Raw genomic sequence first — 20,684 nt, 5'->3', positions numbered from 1 at the left:
TATAATGATTACAAATTTTATTTCTGAAAAAGCCAAAATTGGTAAAAATGTGCAGATTTGGCATTTTTCATATGTTGGAGATGATGTAGAAATTGGGGATAATGTCAAAATCGGTTCTCTTGCCCATATTGATTATAATGTAAAGATTGGTGCCGATACAAAAATTGAAGGTCAAGCATACCTTCCACCACTATCAAGAATTGGGAAGAATGTATTCATTGGTCCTGCCGTAGTGTTAACAAATGATCCATATCCTATGTGTGATAAAATGATAGGAGTTACAATTGAGGACAATGCAGTTATTGGTGCACGTGCAGTTATCAAAGCAGGTGTAACTGTTGGAAGAAACAGTGTGGTTGCGATGGGTGCAGTTGTAACAAGAGATGTTCCAGAAAATTCAGTTGTTATTGGTTCTCCTGCAACTATAAGATATACAAGAGATGAATATGATAAAAAACAAAGACAATGGAAAGAAAGCTAGGATTTAATTTCTTTTCTAAAAATCATATTTTTTAATTTTGACAGAATCAAAATCCAAATCACAACTAAAACTATAGCAATTATTGCTTTGATAATAGATGAGATAAACCAATCAAGTTCACCAAAACCAGAAATCGATATTGGTCCTAGAAGAGTAACAACAATACCACCACCAGCAATAATCAAAATCCACATTGCAAACAAAAATCCAAACAAACCAGATTTCAAAATGATACCCCCATCATAAACGCAGTAATCACAGCCAAGATTCCTGAAAAAATGGCTAGTTTAAAAATTGCATGCCCTACCTGCTTTTCAGATAATGAACCTCCTGCAAGAATTAGCCTTACCAAAGTTACAGGAGCAGTTTTATCATCAGTTGCTTTTAGCCTAAAATCATCAGTGTGATCTACGGGTTTACCTTTGACTTGTCTATGCTCTACAATTCGCTTTACACTTGATAAGAACAAAAATGAGTTTATCACAGCAGGCAATAGTGCAACTGCTGCAATTATTTCTACACCTCCTACTATAGCAATCGCGCCATACATTGCACCTAATGTCAGGGCTCCAGAATCACCAGGAAAAATTTTACTTGGAATTTTATGATATTTGTAAAATGCTAATGAAACAAATCCAAGAGGCAAACTAACTATTGCAATTTCATAATTTTGAACAATTAACAAACAGATTGATAACGAAAAGCTTGCAATCACCATAAAACCACTAGCAACACCATTAAGAACATCAATTGAGTTGATTGTGTTTCCGGTAATAGGAATCATAAAAATTATCAATGCAAGATACAATACAGGAATTTGTACTGTTCCAAAAATTGGAAATGCAAGATCTGAATCATACGCACCAAATACAATAATTGGGATTGCTGCAATCGCAAGTGCTACAGGTTTAAACCAGCCTCCCATTACTTTTCGGTCATCAACATAACCTATTGTAAAAGCAGCTGTAGTTGTAATGATTATTGCAAGAATTTCATTCATTTGTAAAAATGCATAGAGTATAATTTCTGATACAATGATTCCAGCAATTATTGAAGGACCACCAGGTCTAACCACCATTACATCTTCTTTTTTATTCATGTCTTTTACAGCTAGATTTCTTTTTTTCAGGAATTTGATTAGTGGTGGAGTAGTTAGAAATACAACAAAGAATGCAGTAATGCAAGAAAGTATTGTTGGAAATATTAATTCAATCAATTATCTAACCTTTCGTAACTCTGCTTTTATGTTATCTGCAATGGTTGAACCAATTTTATCAATCTCTGCTAATTTGTTCACAGGAATTTTTGCCAAATCATCTAAATTCTTTATCCCATGTTTGTAAAGAATTCTAGATCTAACCCGTCCTATCCCTTTTACTCTTACTAAATCAAGTAGATCTTCCCTTATTCCATAAGCTATTCGTTTCCTTAGATCACTTAATTCTTCAAGCAAGTCAGCCCTCTCAACATGCTTTGAGATCTCTCTAAGACAATATGCAAGCCAATCTGCATTTTCAGTCATTCTATGCATGTCTCCAGACTCGATTCCAAGGTTATCAGACAGAGATAATTCACTAGATTCTGTAATCCACGCCTGTAAGGCCAAAAGACTTCTTGAGCAATCATATTCTGATATAGGTTCTAGTAATTCTGAAGAATTATTTTCAATCATCAGACTAGCTGATTCATAGTCTTTTTGGCGAAGTGAAAATTTTGGAAAAAACTCCTCACAACTTGTAATCAAATGTAAAAATCCAAATGTGTGTTTTCTTTTTTGAGAAATGTTTTCAATAGCATCTCGAAAGTATGTAGCAGTGAGAGGATCAATGTATAGCATAGATGTCTTTTTTCCAAATTCAGTAGCTGCATATCGCTCACCTTTTTTAACAATCAAATATTGACTTGAAAGAAAACGAAGTGAAATGTCAATTGCAAATTTTATTGTTAGTTTTCTAGATTGTAATCCTCCTAACGTTTCCAAAAAGAATTCTAAAATCTCTTCTTTTTTAATTCCAGGATGAGTTACTATAACACTAAGAATATGAGTTCTCAAAGATTTATCGTCGGTAATTTTTGAAATGATCGGTTCAGGTTCTCCATTGATGTAATACTCGATTAATTCCTTAGTGTTTCCATTTCCAACAATTATTGATTCTCCATAATCATCGTATTGTGGTCTGCCAGCTCTTCCGCAAAGTTGTTTGTATTCTAAGACACTGATTGGTCTGTTCGCTCCAACTTTAGCATTGTATCGATTAATATTTGAAATTACAACTCTTCTTGCAGGAAGATTAACTCCAGCAGCTAAAGTAGGAGTAGACGAAAGAAGTTTGATTGTACCCTTACGAAATTCTGTCTCAATAATCTCTCTACATTTTTGATTCAATCCAGCATGATGAAATGCAACTCCTTTTTTTACAAGTAAAGATAATGTTTTTACTAATTCTGTATGTTCATTTTCAGATAAAATTTTTTTTGATGTTTTTTCTAATTCTGTCAGTTCCTTCTTTTCTAAAATTTCAGCAATAGCATCTGCAGCCTTTGTTGCAAGTGATTTTGAACGAGTTCTAGTTTCTGCAAATACAAGTGATTGACCTCCTTCTTTTACAGATTGTATGCCTAAATCTATAGGGGTTCCACGTAAACTACGCTCAACTTCAAAGGTTTTACCGTCATTCATAGTCACCTCACCTCCATCACACACGCCTTCTGAAAGTGGAACCGGCCTCCAGTCATTTTTTACAAGTGTACACCCAAGCCAATCAGCAATCTCATCAGAGTTCATAATTGTTGCACTAAGACCTACAATCTGAGGTTTGGTATCCAATAGTTTTAGCTGAGTAAGAATCATCTCTAGTGTTGGACCCCTACTTTCATCACCAATTAGATGCACTTCATCAGAAATAACCAATCCAATTTCTTCAACCCATTCTATACCGTGTCTAATAATGGAATCCATTTTTTCATTTGTTAAAATTAATACATTACTAGTCTCTAAATTTTTTTCAATATTTTCAAAATCACCAGTAGATATACCAACTTTAATTTTTTTACCTAGAGGAATTTTCTCTAATTTTTTAAATTCTGAAAATTTTTCAGCAGCTAAGGCACGCAACGGACTGAGATAAATGACCTTCCCATTATTTTTTGAAAGATAACTAAGCAATGCAAGTATTGCAATCAATGTCTTTCCACTTGCAGTGGGAGCTGAAACCAGAATACTTTTTCCATCAAGCAACCCAGCTTTTACACTATCTGCTTGTGGAGGATACAGTGTTTCAAAACCTTGTGATTTTAAAAAATCAATTACAGGATCAGGAAGTTTTAATTTCTCTATTTTCATACTCGGTTATAATGACCGGGTTTTGATTCATAAATAGATGCTTCTCTGAGCATTCTTCTGATATAGTTTCTTGCTTCTTCTTCTGTGAATTTTTCACTCTTTTCAAGTTCTTTGACAAATGTTCTCTCATCTACTGGAACCTTATTGTCACCTTCAAGACTTTTGAGAACATCCATGAATAATTGCATCTTTGAAACTTCACTTCTTGGCTTTCCTTGTAAGACTCCAAGATCAACTTTACCAGTATTAACATCAACCCCCGCATCCTGAAGCATGCTCTGAATCAGAAATATAGCACGGTCAGCATCTTCTTCATCCACCTTGTCTTTCATAAGTAATCTTGCCCTTGCAGTTGAAAGTCGTATTATTCCCTCAAGTTGTCTAGGAGTGACAGTGATCATTTCTTCAGATTCTACATTTCTCATTTGAAGATAGTAAGATAGAATTTTCTCTTCTGCTTCTTTTGTCAAATCAGGAATCCCACGTTTTGCATATGAAAGATATTTTGTTAGTAAGTCAACTTCAATGACAGATTTTTTGTCTGTTCCTTGGGTTGTGTTTCTTTGAATAATGTGTCTTGCAATCTTTTCATCTCGTTCTTTAGTAGGGATATCTCTAACAACAAAAATGAGATCAAATCTAGTAAGCAAAGGAATAGGCAAATTTACATTTTCTGTAATATTTTTGAATGGATCATATTTTCCATACATTGGATTTGCTGCTGCTAAAATTGAAGTTCTAGCATTTAGAGTAGCTACAATACCACCTTTTGCAATACTTGCTGATTGTTGCTCCATGACTTCGTGCAAAGCACTTCTATCTTCAGGTTTCATCTTATCAAATTCATCGATGCTTACAAGGCCTTGATCACCAAGTACTACTGCACCAGCTTCTAACATCATAATTCCAGTTTTATCTCGAACTACAGCAGCTGTAAGGCCTGCAGCTGTTGAACCTCTACCTGAAGTATACAGTCCTCTCGGTGCAATTCTCGCACAGAATTTTAGCATCTCGGATTTTGCAGTACCTGGATCACCAACTAAAAATACATTAATGTCTCCTCTGATTTTACTTCCATCACCTAACAATCTCTGATTAGAACCTACAATGAGCAACAAAATTGCTTCTTTGATTAATGATTGACCTTGAATGTGAGGAGCAAATGAATCAATTAGTCTTTGATATACATCAGAGCTTTGACTTAGTGCGATGATCCTTTTTTCTTCTTCGGGGGAGATCTCTTCTCTCCCTATTTTTCTATCAGTCTTTGAACCACGACCACTCAAAAATTCAATATTGTTTCCTTCAATTCTTAATCGGTATAATCCGCTATGGCCTCTTTGAACTCCTGCAACTGATTCTTGTTCTACTCTTACTACTCCTGTGAGAATAATTCTATCACCGGGTCTTGAATTATCAACTAAATCCTGCCTAATTGTGACATCAATATAGTGTGGAAGCTGCCCTGGCGGTAAATCCTCAGGAAGTTCCTGTAATCTTAAAATTTGAAAATCGATGAATTTGCTTTCTTCTGGTTTTAGCTCAAAGTCTCTGTGTTTACAACTTGGATTGTCACAAACTACTGGCATTTTTACATCCATTCCTTTTAGTTGAATTACTTTGGTTTTGTGTTCATCAGGACATACAAAGACCAATTCTTTTGCAAGTGGTTTTACCTCTGATGCTCTAACAACCATCCCCGAAACACTGGTAATGTGTCCAATAGTTTCAGCATTGATTTGTCTTAGACTTCTTTCAAGTGGAAAATTAATTAATCGTACGCGAACTTCATCTTTGATTTTTTCTGCATAATCAGGAAATCTAGTTTGTAATGCTTCTTTTATAGCTCTAGAAAATGCATCAAATATTCTATCAGGATTTTTAGAGAAGATAACTTCAATTTCAGGTTCTATTACCAAGTCATTATAATCAACGATGATGAATTTTGTATTTTTCGGCATCATTTCGTCAATTGCGTCTACATACTTGTAATTCCCTTGTCTGTCTTTGAATCTAGTTAGAAATTCTTTTACTTTATCTGATAGTGCAGAATCTGTAAAGGTACTAGCTTGAGCGTTACTCATTTAGAACACCTGTTATTTGTCTTTCAAACTCGATACTGTTATCATAGATAGTTTTATAGAAAACATTTTCCTCAACAGTTAGTTTATTGTATAATTCAGAATTTAGTTTGATAGAATCTGCTATCTTCACAAGCTTACCTCTTCTCATTCTAAATAATTCTAACATCATGCTTTCAACTTTATCAAAATCATCACGATTCAATTCTTTCATAGACTCTCTTAATTTTATGTAAAAGTGTGGATCAAGTGTAGATATTTGATATTCTCCAACCATCTTTTCTTTGGATAGAGCTTGCTTTAGTTCAGTTATCATATCAGGAGTATCCATCACCCCCAAGTTATTATCAGATAGAATCTTTCCCACCCATTGAGGCATGTTATTAGTATCACCCTGAGTTCCCTCAATTTTTACTCCTGCCACATTAAATTTAAAATCCTGATTAACTGTAACCTTAGCATCCTTTAGGCGGTATCCAATTGAATGTACTTTTTCTATTTTTTCTATTTCCATGTAAGATCACTTATGGTCATTAAGATCCTCAAGTGTGGGATCGATCAATTCTCTTAACAATTTAGTTAGATCAATTGATCCTAATTAATCTCAGGCTGATCGCATGTAGATTAGGCAAAATTTTGATTTTAAAATATAGTATTCCATAATAACCAATTCGGATTTATTAATGGGGATTAATCCTTTGATACTCATGTCTGCAACAGGTATGTGGGTAGAAAAATATCGACCTACAAAACTTTCTGAAATTGTAAACCAGACAGAAATTATCAACAGTTTGGAAGCTCTTATCAAAGATCCAACAGATATGCCCCACTTGATGTTTTCAGGTTCTGCGGGAGTTGGAAAGACCACTGCAGCATTATGTATTGCAAGACAAATTTTAGGAGAAAATGCCAAAGATTACACTCTTGAACTAAACGCATCTGACGAGAGAGGAATTGGAATGGTCAGAGAAAAAGTAAAAAAGTTTTCAAGATTTGCAGGGATGGTAGATGTTCCATTTAAAATCATTATTTTAGATGAGGCAGACGAAATGACTGCCGATGCTCAGACCGCACTTAGACGAATAATAGAAGATACTGCAAAAATATGTAGATTTATTTTCATTGCAAATAACATTTCAAAGATTATTGACCCCATTCAGAGTAGATGTGCTACATTCAAGTTCACATCAATACCTGAGGAAGATATCATCAATAGACTAGAAGAGATTGCAAAAAAAGAGAAGGTCAAGACTGACAAAAAGGGTCTCAAAGTAATTTATGATTATTCTGAAGGAGATATGAGACATGCCATCAATCTAATGCAGGCAACTGCAAGTCTTGGCGGAATTACTGAAGAGCATGTAAAAGCATCTGCAGGATTGACAAAAACTAGTGACGTTGATATGGTTTTAAAAATTGCACTTTCTGGAAAAGTTCTAGAAGCAAGAGAAAAAATGATTGAGTTAATCAAAGTTTACGGAATGTCTGAATCAGATTTTCTAAAATATCTCAACTCTGCAGTTTTCAAATCAAAGCACGAGAAATTGGCAGATATTTTAGAAGTTATTGCAAAGTACGATTATAGAGTTTTAGTTGGAGCAAATTCTGAGATTCAGCTCTCAGCAATGCTTGCAGAGCTTGCAAAAATAGAAAATTAAAACGCAGAGAGAGGGATTTGAACCCCCGTATGCTTGCGCACACAGGCTCTCAAGGCCCGCGCCCTACCGAGCTAGGCGACCTCTGCAAAAATTCTTGGATAACAGTGATTAAAATTTGTTGATGTAAAATAGAAAAATAAGAAAAAAGAAAAAGTTTCTTTAATCGTGTGCGTGAGGATTTTCAGAACCGGATTTCATTAGTACAAATGTTCCGGCTGCTTTCTCGTGCCATTCTTGGTTAGCTGATTCAATTCGAATAGCTCCTTCAGGACAAATTTCTTGACAGGCCATACAAACAGTGCAATCATGTTCTCTGATTGGCTGTGATTTGTCTGTATAATCTAATCTTTCATCTTGTTCTGTTTTACCAGTACCATCAAAAGTTTCACCCAGACATTTTTCTGCTGGAATATCTTTTTCGGTTCTGTACCATTGGAATGTTTGAACTGGACATACACTCATACATGCACCAGCTGCAACACATGAATCCCAATCGACTGCAACGGTAGTACCATGAATTCCAAGAGGAACTTGTTTTTCTCCTCTTGCTTCATAGGCTGCCTTTACATCTTCATTTGAGAATGCTGCACCATTTGGATTTCCTTTGCCCCAGATCCAGTGAAAATTCTCGCCATCTGCATGACTTGTCTTTCCTACTGGTTTTACATCGTTGTGACAAAAGTCTTCTGGTATAACTAGATCTACCATGATGAGATTGCCTCAGAATATTATTTAAATCTAGATATAATTAGTTGGGACTAAATGTGAAAGAGTATAAAAAATAAGAGAAAAGAAAAATTTCTAGTTATAAGGGAATTTAAAATCTTACAAAGATTTTGCTGCACTCTCATGTTTCTCAACATTTGATTGATCAACTTTGATTGCTTGGGGAGGACAAACTGATACACATGCCATACACCAAATACAATCATGTTCTCTGATTGGATCGGCCTTGTCAGTTAGATCTTTTCGTTCATCTTTTACATCCTTGCCAGTTCCTTCAAAAGTTTGACCAACAACATCTTTTGCTGGAATATCTTTTTCGGTTCTGTACCATTGGAACACTTGTACTGGACATGCCTCAATACATGCACCATCTGCAACACATGAATCCCAATCGACTGCAACCATTGTACCACTTACACCAAGAGGAACTTGTTCTTCTCCTCTAGCAGCATATGCTGCTACAACATCTGCATCTGCAAATGCCTCAGCTGGTGAACCATCAATGTTTGTCTTTTTACCTGGACCCCACATAATATGGAAATTTCCATCACTTAGGGAAACTTTGCCAGTTGGTTTAAGACCTTCAGGGAAATTTTCTGCTATCGGCATATTACAAATTCCTTTGAGTTATTATTTAAAGCTAGATGGAGGCAGTAGGAAGACATTTGTTAGTATCAGATCAAATTAGGAATGAAAATTTCCTTACGTTCATAACGCTGAACGATCAATACTGCTGATATGGATATTATCAAGTATGATGTATATCGTGGCCCGAACCTTGGAGTCTACATCAAAGTAAATGACAGTATAATTTTAGTTCCAATGGGATTTGCCAAAACAAAAGCAGATAATCTTGCAAAATATCTTGATGTGGATGTTCATTACACTTCAATTGCAAATACAAGATTAATTGGTGCACTATGTGTGATGAACAATAAGGGAATCTTATTGCCAACTACTGCTTATCAAAATGAATATGATTATTTGAAAAAAGAGACTGATTTAGAAATAGGTGTTCTTGATACAAAATTTAATGCACTTGGGAATGTCATATGTGCAAATGATAAAGGTGCAATAGTCTCTCCATGGTTATCTAAAGAATCATGTAAAACAATTTCAGATGTACTTGGAGTTGAGGTAATTCAGAAAAAAATAGCTGGATTCAATCAAACAGGAGTTGTACTTGTTGCAAATGCTACCGGGGGGGTAATCCATCCAGAAGCTGATGAGGAGGATATGAAAATGATGGCAAATGTACTAGGCGTGAAAATTGAACACAGTACCATTAACAATGGCATTCCATATGTTTCATCAGGAATTCTTGTAAATAATCACAATGTTGTGGTAGGGTCACTAACTACAGGTCCTGAAATAATGATGTTAACTAGAGCTTTTCTAAATTAAGAATAGATTTGGGATCCTCTGTGAGTTTTTCTAGAGAGATGGTTCCTTCTGTACCATTAATCATGTCTTTGAGAACAACATTTCCTTGCTCTAGTTCTTGAGGTCCAACTATAATTGAGAATCTTGCATTATTTGCAATATCCATCTGTTTTTTCATGTTGCGTCCAGCTAAGTCAATATCAGTTGGAATGTTGTTAAGTCTCAACAGAGATGTAATTGAATGTGCTACTTTTTGCATCTCTTCATTAATGTATAACACTGCAACTCGTTTTTGTAACATTTCAGGAATAATATTTTGTTCTTGCATTGTAAGAATAATTCTCTCCACCCCTCCTGCAACTCCAGTAGCACCAATATCTTCTCTGTTGAAAGCTTTTGTTAGTGTGTCATATCTTCCTCCACCAGCAAGAGCACCAAGAGTTGAGTTTTTATCAAATACTTCAAAGACAATTCCGGAGTAATAATCAAGCCCACGTACAATTCCAAAATTAATTCGTACGTTTGATACACCTCTGTTTTCTAGGGAATCAATAACTTGTTTTAGTTCACCCCATGATTCCAACTGAGTAATATCAAATAATTTTTCAACATCTTGAATTGAACCTTTGATTTGTGAAAACTCTAAAATTTTTTCTAATTTTTCTGATTCGTATCCTTTTAATTGAAATTCTTTCAAGATTTCATTTTTTGATTTTTTTGCTATCTTATCTACAGCCCGTAAAATATCAGATACCAATTCTGGATCTTTAGAGTTGAAAACTTTGTTAATGTATGACTCTACCAAATTTCTATGATTTATGTCAATAACTATATCTTTGAGTAAAAGAGAATCAAATAAACGAGATGTGATTTCTATGATTTCAGATTCTGATTCAAGGCTAGCTTTACCATATATTTCAATATCCCATTGGTGAAAATACCTGTATCTTCCCTTTTGTGGTTCGTCATATCTGAATACACCACCAAATGCCGAGAGTTTAGCTGGAAGCTTCATTGATTTTTGTGATGCGATATATCTTGTCAATCCCATGGTAAAGTCAAATCGCAGTGCAACTTCTCTATCCCCTTTATCTTTGAAATAGTAAATTTCATCTCTAATTCCTGGACCTGATTTAGTTTCCAGAGTTGAAAGTAGTTCAATTGGAGATGGATCCATAAATGAAAAACCATACAAATTGGATAATTGTTTAAAGTGATATCTAATATGTTCAATGTTGGCATTTTCTTGACCATCAAAATCTTTCATTCCTCTAGGGAGTTCCATGATGATTATCTCTTAGATGGTTATGATTTAGATATTTCTGTTAGTAAAAAAATATAGATTTTTGAAAATCACACATATTTTTCATATAATTCATCAAGCATTGAGTTGATTCTTTGATTTTCATGATCACCCCAAGAATCAGATTTTATCCTAATGTGGATATTATTATCTTCTAGATTCTTTGTGATTTTTGGATACATCATTCCAATAAAGAAGGACTTTTTGTCCAAATGCATTTGTTCTGCTTTATGTTGAAAATAGCTTATCCACTCAGACTCTACGTCTTGAAATGTTTCAATAATGATTGATTGGATCTTGTCTTCAATTTTATTATTCATATGATTTTAATAAAATTAATGGAATTAAGTATATTGGAAAACAATTTCTGAAATATACAGTTTGAGAATTTCCAAATTACATTGGAAATTTATACACTAGAGATACTATGTGTATTGTTTGTCAGAAAAAATATCTGATGGTGATTCTCACCCAGCAATAGAGAAGACTAGTCTTGCAAATGATTTTGAGATTTGCAGAATCTTAAATGGAATGTGGCAAGTGTCAGGAGGTCACGGTCAAATTGATTCAGAATTAGCAATTAACGATATGGAAAAATATCAAAAGTGTGGATTTACAACGTGGGATCTTGCAGACATTTATGGCCCAGCAGAGTCACTTATTGGTAATTTTAGAAGAAAGATAGGTAAGGAAGAAAAATTTCAAGCATTAACCAAATTTGTCCCAAATCCAGGACCAATGAGCAATAGCATTGTAACTCATTATATCGACCAATCATTAAAAAAAATGGATACTAATTGTATTGATTTACTACAATTTCATTGGTGGGATTACAATAATGTAAGCTATCTTGATGCGTTAAATCATTTATCAAAATTACAAAACGAGCAAAAAATTAAACATCTGGGACTAACGAACTTTGATACTGAGCGAGTAAGAATAATGATAGAAAATGGTTTTAAGATTGTATCAAATCAGGTTCAATATTCTATTTTAGATCAAAGACCACAAAAACTTATGACATCATTTTTTACAAAACATGGAATAAAGATTCTAACATATGGAACATTACTTGGTGGATTTTTCTCAGAAAAATATTTGGGAGTAGATGAGCCACATAGAGGGGAACTATCCACACCCAGTCTGCAAAAATACAAAAATATGATAGATGCTTGGGGTGGATGGAAATTATTTCAAGAATTACTGAATATCTTGGATGGTATTGCAAAAAAACACCAGTGTAGTATTGCAAATATTGCAACGAGATTTATTTTAGACAAACCTCAAGTTGCAGGAGTAATTATAGGAGCAAGACTAGGAATCATTAATCACAGAGAAGATAATGCTAAAATTTTTGAGGTAAAATTAGACTCGGATGACATTTTATCAATAGATGAAATTACTACAAGATCAAATGACTTGTTTAATGTCATTGGAGATTGTGGTGATGAATACAGGTAAACTGTAATTTAATTAAAAAATCTATGAACTAATCTGAGTCATCATCAAAGTCATAATCGTCATCATCATAACACTCGATGATATCAAAATCATACAATTTCATAATATTACATCAAAGTAAACAGTATTAGGTTTAGAGTGTACGAATTATGAATATCTACGTATTCTATATAGAATAAAGTTTGTTTCTTAAAACAACGAGATACATGGAAAACACCAATTCTAGGACGTATACCTAACATGATGTGTTTTCCAACCATTCATTCTACTACGCAGAATAACGGCTTCTCGTCATAATCTATACGTGAAAATGATATTTAAAATTGATCTAAATTCTCATCTAGTGGCAACTAGCTTATTTTTGGTAAAAATAGCATACTATAACCATTTTAGAAGAAATTCAGCTTCTAGAGCATCTACATTTTACATATACTACTTTGAATTCACCGTCAGTTTTGATATTATGAGATATCGGTTGGTGACAGTATTGACATTGTACAAACCCATGATATTCTTCAACTTTAACCATCCTATACTTCCATGATTTTGTCTTCTCATCCCAATATACAGAATTGATTTCAGTCGGATTATCCATAATGAAGTATTAGTGTACAAATATCTAAGAATCTTTCTAGTAGATGAAATCAGGTATTCTCAAACTTTATGACTGATTTTCCAGTTTTGACTTTTTTGCCTGTTCTTTTCTTGCAATATATTGGATAAAATCAGATGTGTCTTTAAATGGAGTTTTTCCTCTAAGACATTTTTGGATATAGATTTCAATTTTTGTATATAATTTTTCCGAATCAATCATTTTGATATTCTTGCCTCATCAATTCAATATCTTTAGGATCTAATAATTTTTCAAGCGCTTCAAAAAAGTCATTATTGTTTAATTCTTCGTCATGGAAAATCATTGCAATCAGATAAATTTAGAATTTAATTATTGATTACATCACTAGTTAACAAAGTGTGCATACCTTGCAAAAATAATTTAGCTGTAATTTATAGAAATTTTTGGAAATAAAAAAGAAAGGTTAGTTAGCAGGAACTACAATTCCCCTATCTATCATCTTAAGTGCAGTATCTGCTTTAAGACATATTGGAACGCCATTTGATGCTTTCATTACAAGGCTGTATCCTTCACGACACTCAACTTCTGCGGCGTCAACGCCAGCAGTTATTTGGGTACGTGGGGAAATCCATGCTAATTGCATATCTTTTGCCTTTTCAATGAAATCTTCTCTAAGTTGTTGTTTTTCTTCGTCTGTCATATCAGATGCTCGTTCGCGGAGTTCTGCCTTGAAGGCTTTCATCTCTGCCAATCTATCATGAATTGAAGCTTTTCTCTCATCAGAAATTTTGACTCTCATTTCTTTCATGTATTCTTTGAATTTCATTTTGAGTGCAGACTTTTTCTCGTCTAAATCACCATGTTTCTCAATGTATTTCATTCTGATTTCATCTTGTCTCTCATCAGAAATATCACGTTTATCCATGATCATTGCTTTTAGACGATCAGATTTATCAGACATCTTAATTTTATTTTCATGAAGTTTGTCTTTTGCCATATCTGACATTCCATCAAAGTCATGTATTTTGTCATCATGATACTCTTTCAAGTAGTCTTCTCGCTCATCAGGAGTCATTTGACACCAAGCAGAAATTCTATCAAGTTTTGCAACATCAGTAATTTCAGAAGCTCTGTCTGTTTCTGAGAGTGTACAAAGTCGATCATAATCCATATGATCAGACATATTGTCCATCATTTGTTTATCCATTTGAGCAATGTGCTCATCTCTGTGTTCTTTAATGAAATTCATTCTATCTGTTTCATCAGTTAGTACACAGTATTGATTCATTTTCTCAACATGATCTTCGGCTTTGTCATGTTCTGCAACAAATGCTCTCTTGTCTTCATCAGACAATTCACAGTATTTGTCAAGCATAACTCTCATATCTTTTTCAGGATTCATGTGGTATTCATCTGAATATTCTCTGAGTTGATGACGTTCTAGTTCTCCAGGAAAGTGTTCTTTGATTAAAGCATCGATTGCTATTTCTCTTTCATCTTCAGACATTTGGCAAGATTTTGTTAATCTATCAACGAAGTCTTTTAGTCTAGGATGATCTGCAAATAATTGACGTTTATCTTCGTCATTCATATCACAAAATCTTTCTAGTCTATCATCAAGGCTTTTACTATTATCATCTAATTCACCTTCAGTTTCACCTTCAGTTTCATCTTCAGTTTCATCTTCAGTTTCAGAGTTGTCTTCAATATCTCTTAATTCAGAAGTTACTTCATCTGTTTCATCAAGATCATCTGAATCAGCAAATGCTGCACTACCAGCAGTAACGCCGGTAAACATGATCAATGAAAAAACAATGCTTAGAAGTTGTCTATTTTTCATTACAAGATTATTTGATTTTGACATATAAAGAATAACGGATCAGATCGTAGTATACTTTATTACAAATAAGACATTTTTTGTCAAATTTGTGCCTAGTAAGCATATTTCCTAAATAATAGATAAATTGATAGTAATTTCTTTTATAGAAAAATAGATAGTTTTCTCATGAAGTTACAAAATGAAAATGAATTTGTAGAACAGATTGCAAGATGGGCCGAATCAATTGGAATCAATCTTGATAGGGATCCGGTGCAAGTGTAGTTTTTGAACATACATTTTGTTAAGTATAAAATTTGGAATGAAAAGTATGAAATATATCGGACAAACTAAACTACCATATGGAATAGTAATGCATTATTCAAACAGACATGGAAACATAGAATCAGTTTTTGTAGAAAATGATTTAGAAAAAGGTATTATTAACACCAGACAAAACCAAATAGTTGAAGCAAATTGAATCACTAAACAAAAAAATTGCATCTTGTAAAAAATGTCCAAGATTATCAGTGTACATTAGAGATATTGCAAAAAACAAAGTTAGGCGATTCAAAGATGAAAAATATTATGGTAAACCACTATCAGGGTTTGGTGATATAAATGCCAAATTGCTAATTGTAGGGTTAGCTCCTGCAGCTCATGGCGGAAACAGAACAGGGAGAATGTTTACAGGGGATTCGTCAGGGGATTGGCTAGCAAAAGCAATGCACAGATATGGATTTGCTTCAATTCCAACTAGTCAGAATATACATGATGGTTTGGTGTTAAAAAATGCATACATTACTGCTACAGTAAGATGTGCGCCACCTCAAAACAAACCATCAAGAGAAGAGATGCAAACTTGTTTTGAATATTTAGTGCAAGAAAAAGAAATTCTAAAAAATATTACAACCGTTTTATGTCTTGGAAAAATTGCATATGATGCATCATGCAAATTGTATAAGGTAAAATCAGAAAAGTTTGGACATAATAAATTATTCCGATATGATAAAATCAAAATTCTTACATCATATCATCCTTCTAAACAAAATACACAGACAGGAAGACTCACTTGGAGTCAGTGGTCGGAAGTATTTCAAAGAGCAAAAAGACTCACAAGATAGAGATCATTTATATCCCATTAACATTTATGTTTGTACTGATTTTGATTTAAATAATAAACAAATGTTAAGATTTAATTAAGATCAGTTTAAATTCTATCGTCACATCATATATTTGACGAGGACTATCATACCAGCCGAAATTTGAAGAATATGCTTTGAGGAGGCAGGCAGATAGGAAAAAGGAAGACGCAAGAAAAGATGGGAACATCTAAAATTGTGTTGTCTTCCAGCATTCCTCGTTTTTTTATTGCAATAACAATCAACATTAATTGTAAAAAGAATACATAATGATATTGAAGAAAATAATTTTTTTCATTTCACTATTTATTTTTCCAGCAGCATATGCAGAAGATTATCCAGAATACGGTGTAAGCGTAGAAACAGTAGCTGAGAATCTAAACATTCCATGGAGTATTGATTGGATTTCTGACAAAACAATGCTGTTCACTGAAAGAAACGGACATCTCAGAATTATTGAAGATGGTCAATTATTAAAAGAACCACTATTATCAGTCAATGTTGGAGGTGTGGAAGGAGGATTACTAGGTATTGCTGTGGATCCAAATTATGATGAAAACAAATACATCTATCTGTATTACACATACAATGAATTTTTATCAATTACAAACAAATTAGTTCGTTATCAACTATCAGATGGACAGATTATTGAGGACAAGGTATTGCTTGATGGAATTCCAGGAGGACCATTCCATGACGGTGGCAGAATAAAGTTTGGGCCAGATGGGAAACTCTACATTACAACAGGTGAAGCTGGAAATCCAGTATTATCACAAGATCTGAATTCTTTGGGAGGGAAGATTTTAAGAATTAATTCTGATGGAACAAATCCAAAAGACAACCCATGGAAAGAGTCTCCGATTTATTCAATTGGGCACAGAAATCCACAAGGTATTGACTGGGATAGTTCAGGAAATCTTGTTGCAACAGAACACGGTCCTTCTGGTTGGAGAGGAGTTGCCCATGATGAAGTTAATGTGATTATTCCAGGTACAAATTATGGTTGGCCTGACATTATTGGTGATGATACTGCAGAAGGACTACAAAATCCAATTCTACATACGGGGGATGAAACATGGGCACCATCAGGGGCCGAATTTTACTATGGCGATAAAATTCCACAATGGACGGGTAAGTTTTTTGTTGCAACATTAAGAGGAAATCATTTACACATGATAGATTTTGATTTACAAAACAACAGAGTAATTTCTCACGAAAAATTATTTCAAGATGAGTTTGGAAGATTACGAGATGTAAGGACTGGGCCTGATGGGTTTTTGTATATTCTTACTAGTAATCAAGATGGACGAGGATCTCCAGATACAAATGATGATAGAATTCTTCGAATTGTTCCATTAGATGAACCAATAGATAATTTTGATGATTGTATATCTGCTGGAAATCCAATAATGGAATCATATCCAAGACAGTGTAGAACCGAAGATGGTAAGTACTTTGTAGAACAGATCACAAAGATACCAGATTGGGTAAGAAAAAATGCAAAGTGGTGGTCTCTAACACAAATTTCAGATAAGGATTTTGTAGTAGGTCTTGAATACCTCGTAAAGCAAGAAATAATCACCATACCAAAAGATACAGTATCAAATGAGGATTCTCAGTCAAACTTGCCTTCATGGTTACGGAAAAATGCTGGATGGTGGAGTCAGGGATTGTTATCAGATGATGAATTCGTAAAAAGTATACAATGGATTATAAATAACGGATTTATCAGAATCGAGATTTAAGATTCAGAGAAAATTATTTCATCTTTAAGCAAGTTCGTAATGTTTCATTTATCACATGTGAGAAGCTAACAGTATCATTTGTTTCTTGAAGCATTTTAGATTGCTTAACTCTAAGCTTCTTTACCAAATCGTCTTCAAGCATAATTGTCACTCGTCTTGACATCTCAATTTATGTAAATACGAATTTTTATATTAAATTATCATACCACTTGCGGTATGGTTATTCTTAATGAAGGAAAAATGCCAAATTTGCTTTCATACAAGTACTATATTCGTCCAACTGCTCATCAATTATACGGAAACAAATCCTCAAAATCAAAACATCATCAAAATGTCCAGAGAATTATTAAAATATTGGCTTTGGAAGGACCTATGACTACATGGGAGATGGCAAAGATTAGATTTGCAACTGATAATTCAAAAATTCGTTCTAAAGAAAAAGAATATCGACGTTTGTTAATAGGTAGAACAGACAGAGGCACACATTCAGACGGAATAATTGATCTAAATCTAGTATTAGTTGATAGCATATCTACAAAAAGGAATTCTGGAAATAGGTATAGGTTATCTCTTTTTGGTATTCTTTATTGTTTAGATCAAATGAATTTTAGTGAAAAAGAAGTAGATAGAGTAGCAAAAAATTATGAAATCATTCTCCCATTGGTTTTTGGTAAGTGGGGATTTTTGAAATCAGTTATAGGCAAATATGTATACAACATTTCATTACTTGGAAAAGGATTACTATTTGACAATTTAAACATCATAAGTATTGAAAAAGATGAATTTTATGAGTTAATTTCATTTTTTGGAATTAAAGTGAATACACTTACAGAATCGTTTAATGAACAAAAAATTGGAGAAGCAATTTCTCTATGGTTTTATGTTACAATGTTATATTTTCCAAATTTAATGGAAGATAAAAAAATAAAAGGAATGAAAAAATTCTTTACAAAGTTCTTAGAAAAGATCATGAATTACAAACATGGTTCTCAGATTTTCTTTCAGAAGCAAAGAATTTCTATAAACAACGCTCAAAAAAATTAGAGGATATTTCAATTGTTTAAATTTAAAGTCATTATTAAAATTATTAGGTATGAATAAAAAAGGAACAATTCTAGTAGCGGATGATGATTCTGCAGTATTAGATACAACTAGTACGTTGTTAGAATTATTCGGATTTGATGTGGTTCAAGCTAGAAATGGTTTAGAGACAATATCAAAATATAAAGAACACAAACCAGGATTAGTTTTTCTTGATGTAAAAATGCCAAAGTTGGATGGATATAGAACATTTTTCGAGATCGAAAAAGAATTTCCAGATGCAAAAATCATATTTATGACTGCACATGCTGATTATTCAGAATGGCAAAAGGCAAAAAGTAAAAATGCCTTGGAATTAATTGAGAAACCATATTCTGCTGAAAAATTAAAAGAGCTTGCAAAAAAATTTTATGCTAAAAAATAGGCTCTAAATTTTTATTTTCTAGGGATAAACAGGGTAAATTTTGTAGGATTTGTACTAACAGTGATTTCTCCTCCATGTTCCTTCATGATTCTTTTACAGCTTGCCAATCCTAAACCTGTTCCCTCTTGTTTTGTAGTGTATAGTGGTGTAAAAATTTTGGACGTATTCATAAGAGAACTATTTCCTGAATCAGTTATTGAAAATATAAAAAAATTAATATTTTTCTTTAAATCCATTATAATTGTTCCTTTATCACCAATCGCATCTATTGAGTTTTTAATTAAATTTGAAATTACAGTTTGAAGTTTTATTTTATCAGCGTTAATTTTGTAATCATTTAACGGCAATGTAATTATTATTTGATTTGGAACATCAACCTCATCAAGAGATTTTTGAACAATTTCAGAAAAAATAAATTCTTCTTTATTTAGTTTTGTGATTCTAGTGTAATCTAGAATATCACTTGTCAGGTATTTTATTTTACGAATAGAATCATCAATCTTTTGAAATTGTTTTTCTTTAAATTTATCTTCAGTATTATTTTTTTGTAGTTTTAAGATATCGATAGATCCTTTTATCACGGTTAAAGAATTTCTTAAATCATGTATAATAGTTGCTCCTATTTTGCCTATAATTGCAAATCGTTCTAATTGAATTTTTTCTTCTGCATCTCTGTTTAAAATTAAAAATATTAGATATATCATTAACAGATGAACTAGCGTATTTGTAAATAACAAAACAATTTGTAATTTAATTAGCATTGTATGTAATTTTTCAAGAAATATAGTAATTTTAAAAACAAAATGATCTGAGCTTTCAATTAGATTATTTGAAGATTCATCAACAGATATTTGAAAATTTGAGATCTTTTGAGGATCCACATCAGATAAACTTGAGATATCTTTTTCAAAGATCAAATAGTCAGCATATACTTTATTCCAATCCTTTTGTAATTCTTCAGGTAACGGCTTTAGAGGGACATTTTCAATTGTGCCACCATCTTTTATTACCAACAAATTATTTTTCAGTTTTTCAAGCGATTGTGGTATTTCATCAAAATTTTTTTGAATAATTAAATTTTGTACTTGTAGATGCGTCTCACTAGTCAAAAATCGGTTTAATCCTGCACGATTAATTGATTGTCCAAATTCAAGCCATTCAGATTCAAGATATACATTAAACGTAAAACTACCGATGATTAGAGCAATTTGTACGGATACAATGAGTATAATTTTTTGCTTTACATTCAACAGAAATTAGAGCAAGTTGTGTCTTTTATTTTTACCAAAAACTAGTCTTGTGGGTGTATGCGTGAGATTGACGGAATAGGAATGAATACAAATTCTCTTTTCTTTTTTAGACGAAACATAAATTAGATAGCGATAATTTTGATATAAACTTCAAGTAGAAATTATCTATGATTAGTTTGAAATTTTTCCTAATTAATGAATAGTGCAGACACGTAGAAATTATCAGTATATCCTAAATACTGATTTGCAAAAATAA

The 20,684-nt window shown here is 33.0% G+C and carries 23 protein-coding genes and 1 tRNA gene; 9 read left to right on the top strand and 15 right to left on the bottom strand.

The window, feature by feature from the left end; genetic code table 11:
• Nucleotides 1–4 precede the first annotated feature (4 nt).
• Complete coding sequence (locus tag BD31_RS08140) at nucleotides 5–481, top strand: acyltransferase (protein ID WP_008301052.1); 477 nt, start codon at nucleotides 5–7, stop codon at nucleotides 479–481.
• On the opposite strand, the gene BD31_RS08135 is transcribed toward BD31_RS08140, so the two are convergent.
• From BD31_RS08135 to gins23, 5 genes are read right to left on the bottom strand one after another with little or no spacing between them, the layout of a single operon-like run.
• The gene (locus tag BD31_RS08135) at nucleotides 478–708 is read right to left on the bottom strand and encodes a hypothetical protein (protein WP_008301064.1); all 231 of its coding nucleotides are present in this window, start codon (nucleotides 706–708) and stop codon (nucleotides 478–480) included. The two genes, BD31_RS08140 and BD31_RS08135, sit on opposite strands and share 4 nt — an antisense overlap.
• Nucleotides 705–1,697: an MraY family glycosyltransferase gene (locus tag BD31_RS08130; RefSeq protein WP_008301026.1), complete on the bottom strand. Its 993-nt coding sequence runs from the start codon at nucleotides 1,695–1,697 to the stop codon at nucleotides 705–707. The genes BD31_RS08135 and BD31_RS08130 overlap by 4 nt, the downstream gene beginning before the upstream one ends.
• Complete coding sequence (locus BD31_RS08125; RefSeq protein WP_008301046.1) at nucleotides 1,698–3,824, bottom strand: DEAD/DEAH box helicase; 2,127 nt, start codon at nucleotides 3,822–3,824, stop codon at nucleotides 1,698–1,700.
• Complete coding sequence (locus BD31_RS08120; protein ID WP_008301034.1) at nucleotides 3,821–5,908, bottom strand: minichromosome maintenance protein MCM; 2,088 nt, start codon at nucleotides 5,906–5,908, stop codon at nucleotides 3,821–3,823. Before BD31_RS08120 ends, BD31_RS08125 begins: the two co-directional genes overlap by 4 nt.
• Nucleotides 5,901–6,419: a DNA replication protein Gins23 gene (gene gins23, locus BD31_RS08115; RefSeq protein WP_008301024.1), complete on the bottom strand. Its 519-nt coding sequence runs from the start codon at nucleotides 6,417–6,419 to the stop codon at nucleotides 5,901–5,903. The genes BD31_RS08120 and gins23 overlap by 8 nt, the downstream gene beginning before the upstream one ends.
• A gap of 193 nt (nucleotides 6,420–6,612) precedes the next feature.
• On the opposite strand from gins23, the gene BD31_RS08110 reads away from it, so the two are divergent.
• Nucleotides 6,613–7,563, top strand: a complete 951-nt coding sequence (locus BD31_RS08110) for a replication factor C small subunit (protein WP_048097597.1) — start codon at nucleotides 6,613–6,615, stop codon at nucleotides 7,561–7,563.
• 2 nt (nucleotides 7,564–7,565) lie between these two features.
• On the opposite strand, the gene BD31_RS08105 is transcribed toward BD31_RS08110, so the two are convergent.
• From BD31_RS08105 to BD31_RS08095, 3 genes are all read right to left on the bottom strand, one after another.
• Nucleotides 7,566–7,649: transfer RNA gene (locus BD31_RS08105), tRNA-Ser, on the bottom strand.
• Nucleotides 7,650–7,722: 73 nt separating this feature from the next.
• Entirely contained in the window at nucleotides 7,723–8,271 is a 549-nt protein-coding gene (locus BD31_RS08100) for a 4Fe-4S dicluster domain-containing protein (RefSeq protein ID WP_008301110.1), read from the bottom strand.
• Between the two features lie 117 nt (nucleotides 8,272–8,388).
• Entirely contained in the window at nucleotides 8,389–8,898 is a 510-nt protein-coding gene (locus BD31_RS08095) for a 4Fe-4S dicluster domain-containing protein (protein WP_008301058.1), read from the bottom strand.
• Between the two features lie 129 nt (nucleotides 8,899–9,027).
• Here BD31_RS08095 and BD31_RS08090 point away from each other — a divergent pair, with 129 nt between their 5' ends.
• The gene (locus BD31_RS08090; RefSeq protein ID WP_008301068.1) at nucleotides 9,028–9,693 is read left to right on the top strand and encodes a translation initiation factor IF-6; all 666 of its coding nucleotides are present in this window, start codon (nucleotides 9,028–9,030) and stop codon (nucleotides 9,691–9,693) included.
• On the opposite strand, the gene hisS is transcribed toward BD31_RS08090, so the two are convergent.
• Nucleotides 9,674–10,957 carry a histidine--tRNA ligase gene (gene hisS, locus BD31_RS08085; protein ID WP_008301085.1) on the bottom strand — a complete coding sequence of 428 codons (1,284 nt, stop codon included), beginning with the start codon at nucleotides 10,955–10,957 and terminating at the stop codon, nucleotides 9,674–9,676. The genes BD31_RS08090 and hisS overlap by 20 nt on opposite strands.
• Before the next feature lie 68 nt (nucleotides 10,958–11,025).
• A complete protein-coding gene (locus BD31_RS08080) occupies nucleotides 11,026–11,295 on the bottom strand; it encodes a hypothetical protein (protein WP_008301098.1) in 270 nt (89 codons plus the stop codon).
• A 109-nt stretch (nucleotides 11,296–11,404) separates the two neighbouring features.
• Here BD31_RS08080 and BD31_RS08075 point away from each other — a divergent pair, with 109 nt between their 5' ends.
• Nucleotides 11,405–12,436, top strand: coding sequence for an aldo/keto reductase (locus BD31_RS08075; protein ID WP_008301038.1), 1,032 nt, complete (start codon nucleotides 11,405–11,407; stop codon nucleotides 12,434–12,436).
• A gap of 400 nt (nucleotides 12,437–12,836) precedes the next feature.
• Here the strand turns inward: BD31_RS08075 and BD31_RS08070 are convergent, their stop codons facing one another.
• The 3 genes from BD31_RS08070 to BD31_RS08065 all read right to left on the bottom strand — a co-directional run bounded on the left by BD31_RS08070 (nucleotide 12,837) and on the right by BD31_RS08065 (nucleotide 14,850).
• The gene (locus tag BD31_RS08070) at nucleotides 12,837–13,031 is read right to left on the bottom strand and encodes a hypothetical protein (protein WP_048097596.1); all 195 of its coding nucleotides are present in this window, start codon (nucleotides 13,029–13,031) and stop codon (nucleotides 12,837–12,839) included.
• 66 nt (nucleotides 13,032–13,097) lie between these two features.
• On the bottom strand, nucleotides 13,098–13,250 hold the full coding sequence (locus BD31_RS10405; protein ID WP_008301041.1) for a hypothetical protein: 153 nt from the start codon (nucleotides 13,248–13,250) through the stop codon (nucleotides 13,098–13,100).
• A gap of 223 nt (nucleotides 13,251–13,473) precedes the next feature.
• The gene (locus BD31_RS08065) at nucleotides 13,474–14,850 is read right to left on the bottom strand and encodes a hypothetical protein (RefSeq protein WP_048097595.1); all 1,377 of its coding nucleotides are present in this window, start codon (nucleotides 14,848–14,850) and stop codon (nucleotides 13,474–13,476) included.
• A gap of 307 nt (nucleotides 14,851–15,157) precedes the next feature.
• Between BD31_RS08065 and BD31_RS10125 the strand changes: the two genes are divergently transcribed.
• The 3 genes from BD31_RS10125 to BD31_RS08055 all read left to right on the top strand — a co-directional run bounded on the left by BD31_RS10125 (nucleotide 15,158) and on the right by BD31_RS08055 (nucleotide 17,713).
• Nucleotides 15,158–15,307 (top strand): hypothetical protein, encoded by a 150-nt coding sequence (locus BD31_RS10125; RefSeq protein ID WP_008301062.1) that lies wholly within the window; start codon nucleotides 15,158–15,160, stop codon nucleotides 15,305–15,307.
• Nucleotides 15,294–15,950 (top strand): uracil-DNA glycosylase, encoded by a 657-nt coding sequence (locus BD31_RS08060; RefSeq protein ID WP_008301104.1) that lies wholly within the window; start codon nucleotides 15,294–15,296, stop codon nucleotides 15,948–15,950. Before BD31_RS10125 ends, BD31_RS08060 begins: the two co-directional genes overlap by 14 nt.
• Before the next feature lie 287 nt (nucleotides 15,951–16,237).
• On the top strand, nucleotides 16,238–17,713 hold the full coding sequence (locus BD31_RS08055) for a PQQ-dependent sugar dehydrogenase (RefSeq protein WP_008301070.1): 1,476 nt from the start codon (nucleotides 16,238–16,240) through the stop codon (nucleotides 17,711–17,713).
• A 13-nt stretch (nucleotides 17,714–17,726) separates the two neighbouring features.
• Here the strand turns inward: BD31_RS08055 and BD31_RS10400 are convergent, their stop codons facing one another.
• The gene (locus BD31_RS10400; RefSeq protein ID WP_193353396.1) at nucleotides 17,727–17,876 is read right to left on the bottom strand and encodes a hypothetical protein; all 150 of its coding nucleotides are present in this window, start codon (nucleotides 17,874–17,876) and stop codon (nucleotides 17,727–17,729) included.
• A gap of 53 nt (nucleotides 17,877–17,929) precedes the next feature.
• Here BD31_RS10400 and BD31_RS08050 point away from each other — a divergent pair, with 53 nt between their 5' ends.
• Entirely contained in the window at nucleotides 17,930–18,757 is an 828-nt protein-coding gene (locus BD31_RS08050; RefSeq protein WP_008301080.1) for a hypothetical protein, read from the top strand.
• Between the two features lie 49 nt (nucleotides 18,758–18,806).
• Nucleotides 18,807–19,178 carry a response regulator gene (locus tag BD31_RS08045; protein WP_008301106.1) on the top strand — a complete coding sequence of 124 codons (372 nt, stop codon included), beginning with the start codon at nucleotides 18,807–18,809 and terminating at the stop codon, nucleotides 19,176–19,178.
• 11 nt (nucleotides 19,179–19,189) lie between these two features.
• Here BD31_RS08045 and BD31_RS09700 read toward each other — a convergent pair whose 3' ends face one another.
• Nucleotides 19,190–20,428 (bottom strand): sensor histidine kinase, encoded by a 1,239-nt coding sequence (locus tag BD31_RS09700; RefSeq protein ID WP_008301031.1) that lies wholly within the window; start codon nucleotides 20,426–20,428, stop codon nucleotides 19,190–19,192.
• Nucleotides 20,429–20,684: the final 256 nt, after the last annotated feature.

Origin of the sequence: Candidatus Nitrosopumilus salarius BD31 (assembly GCF_000242875.2) — an archaeon.
GTDB classification, from domain to species: Archaea; Thermoproteota; Nitrososphaeria; order Nitrososphaerales; family Nitrosopumilaceae; genus Nitrosopumilus; species Nitrosopumilus salarius.
This window is presented reverse-complemented; position numbering and strand designations above follow the sequence as displayed.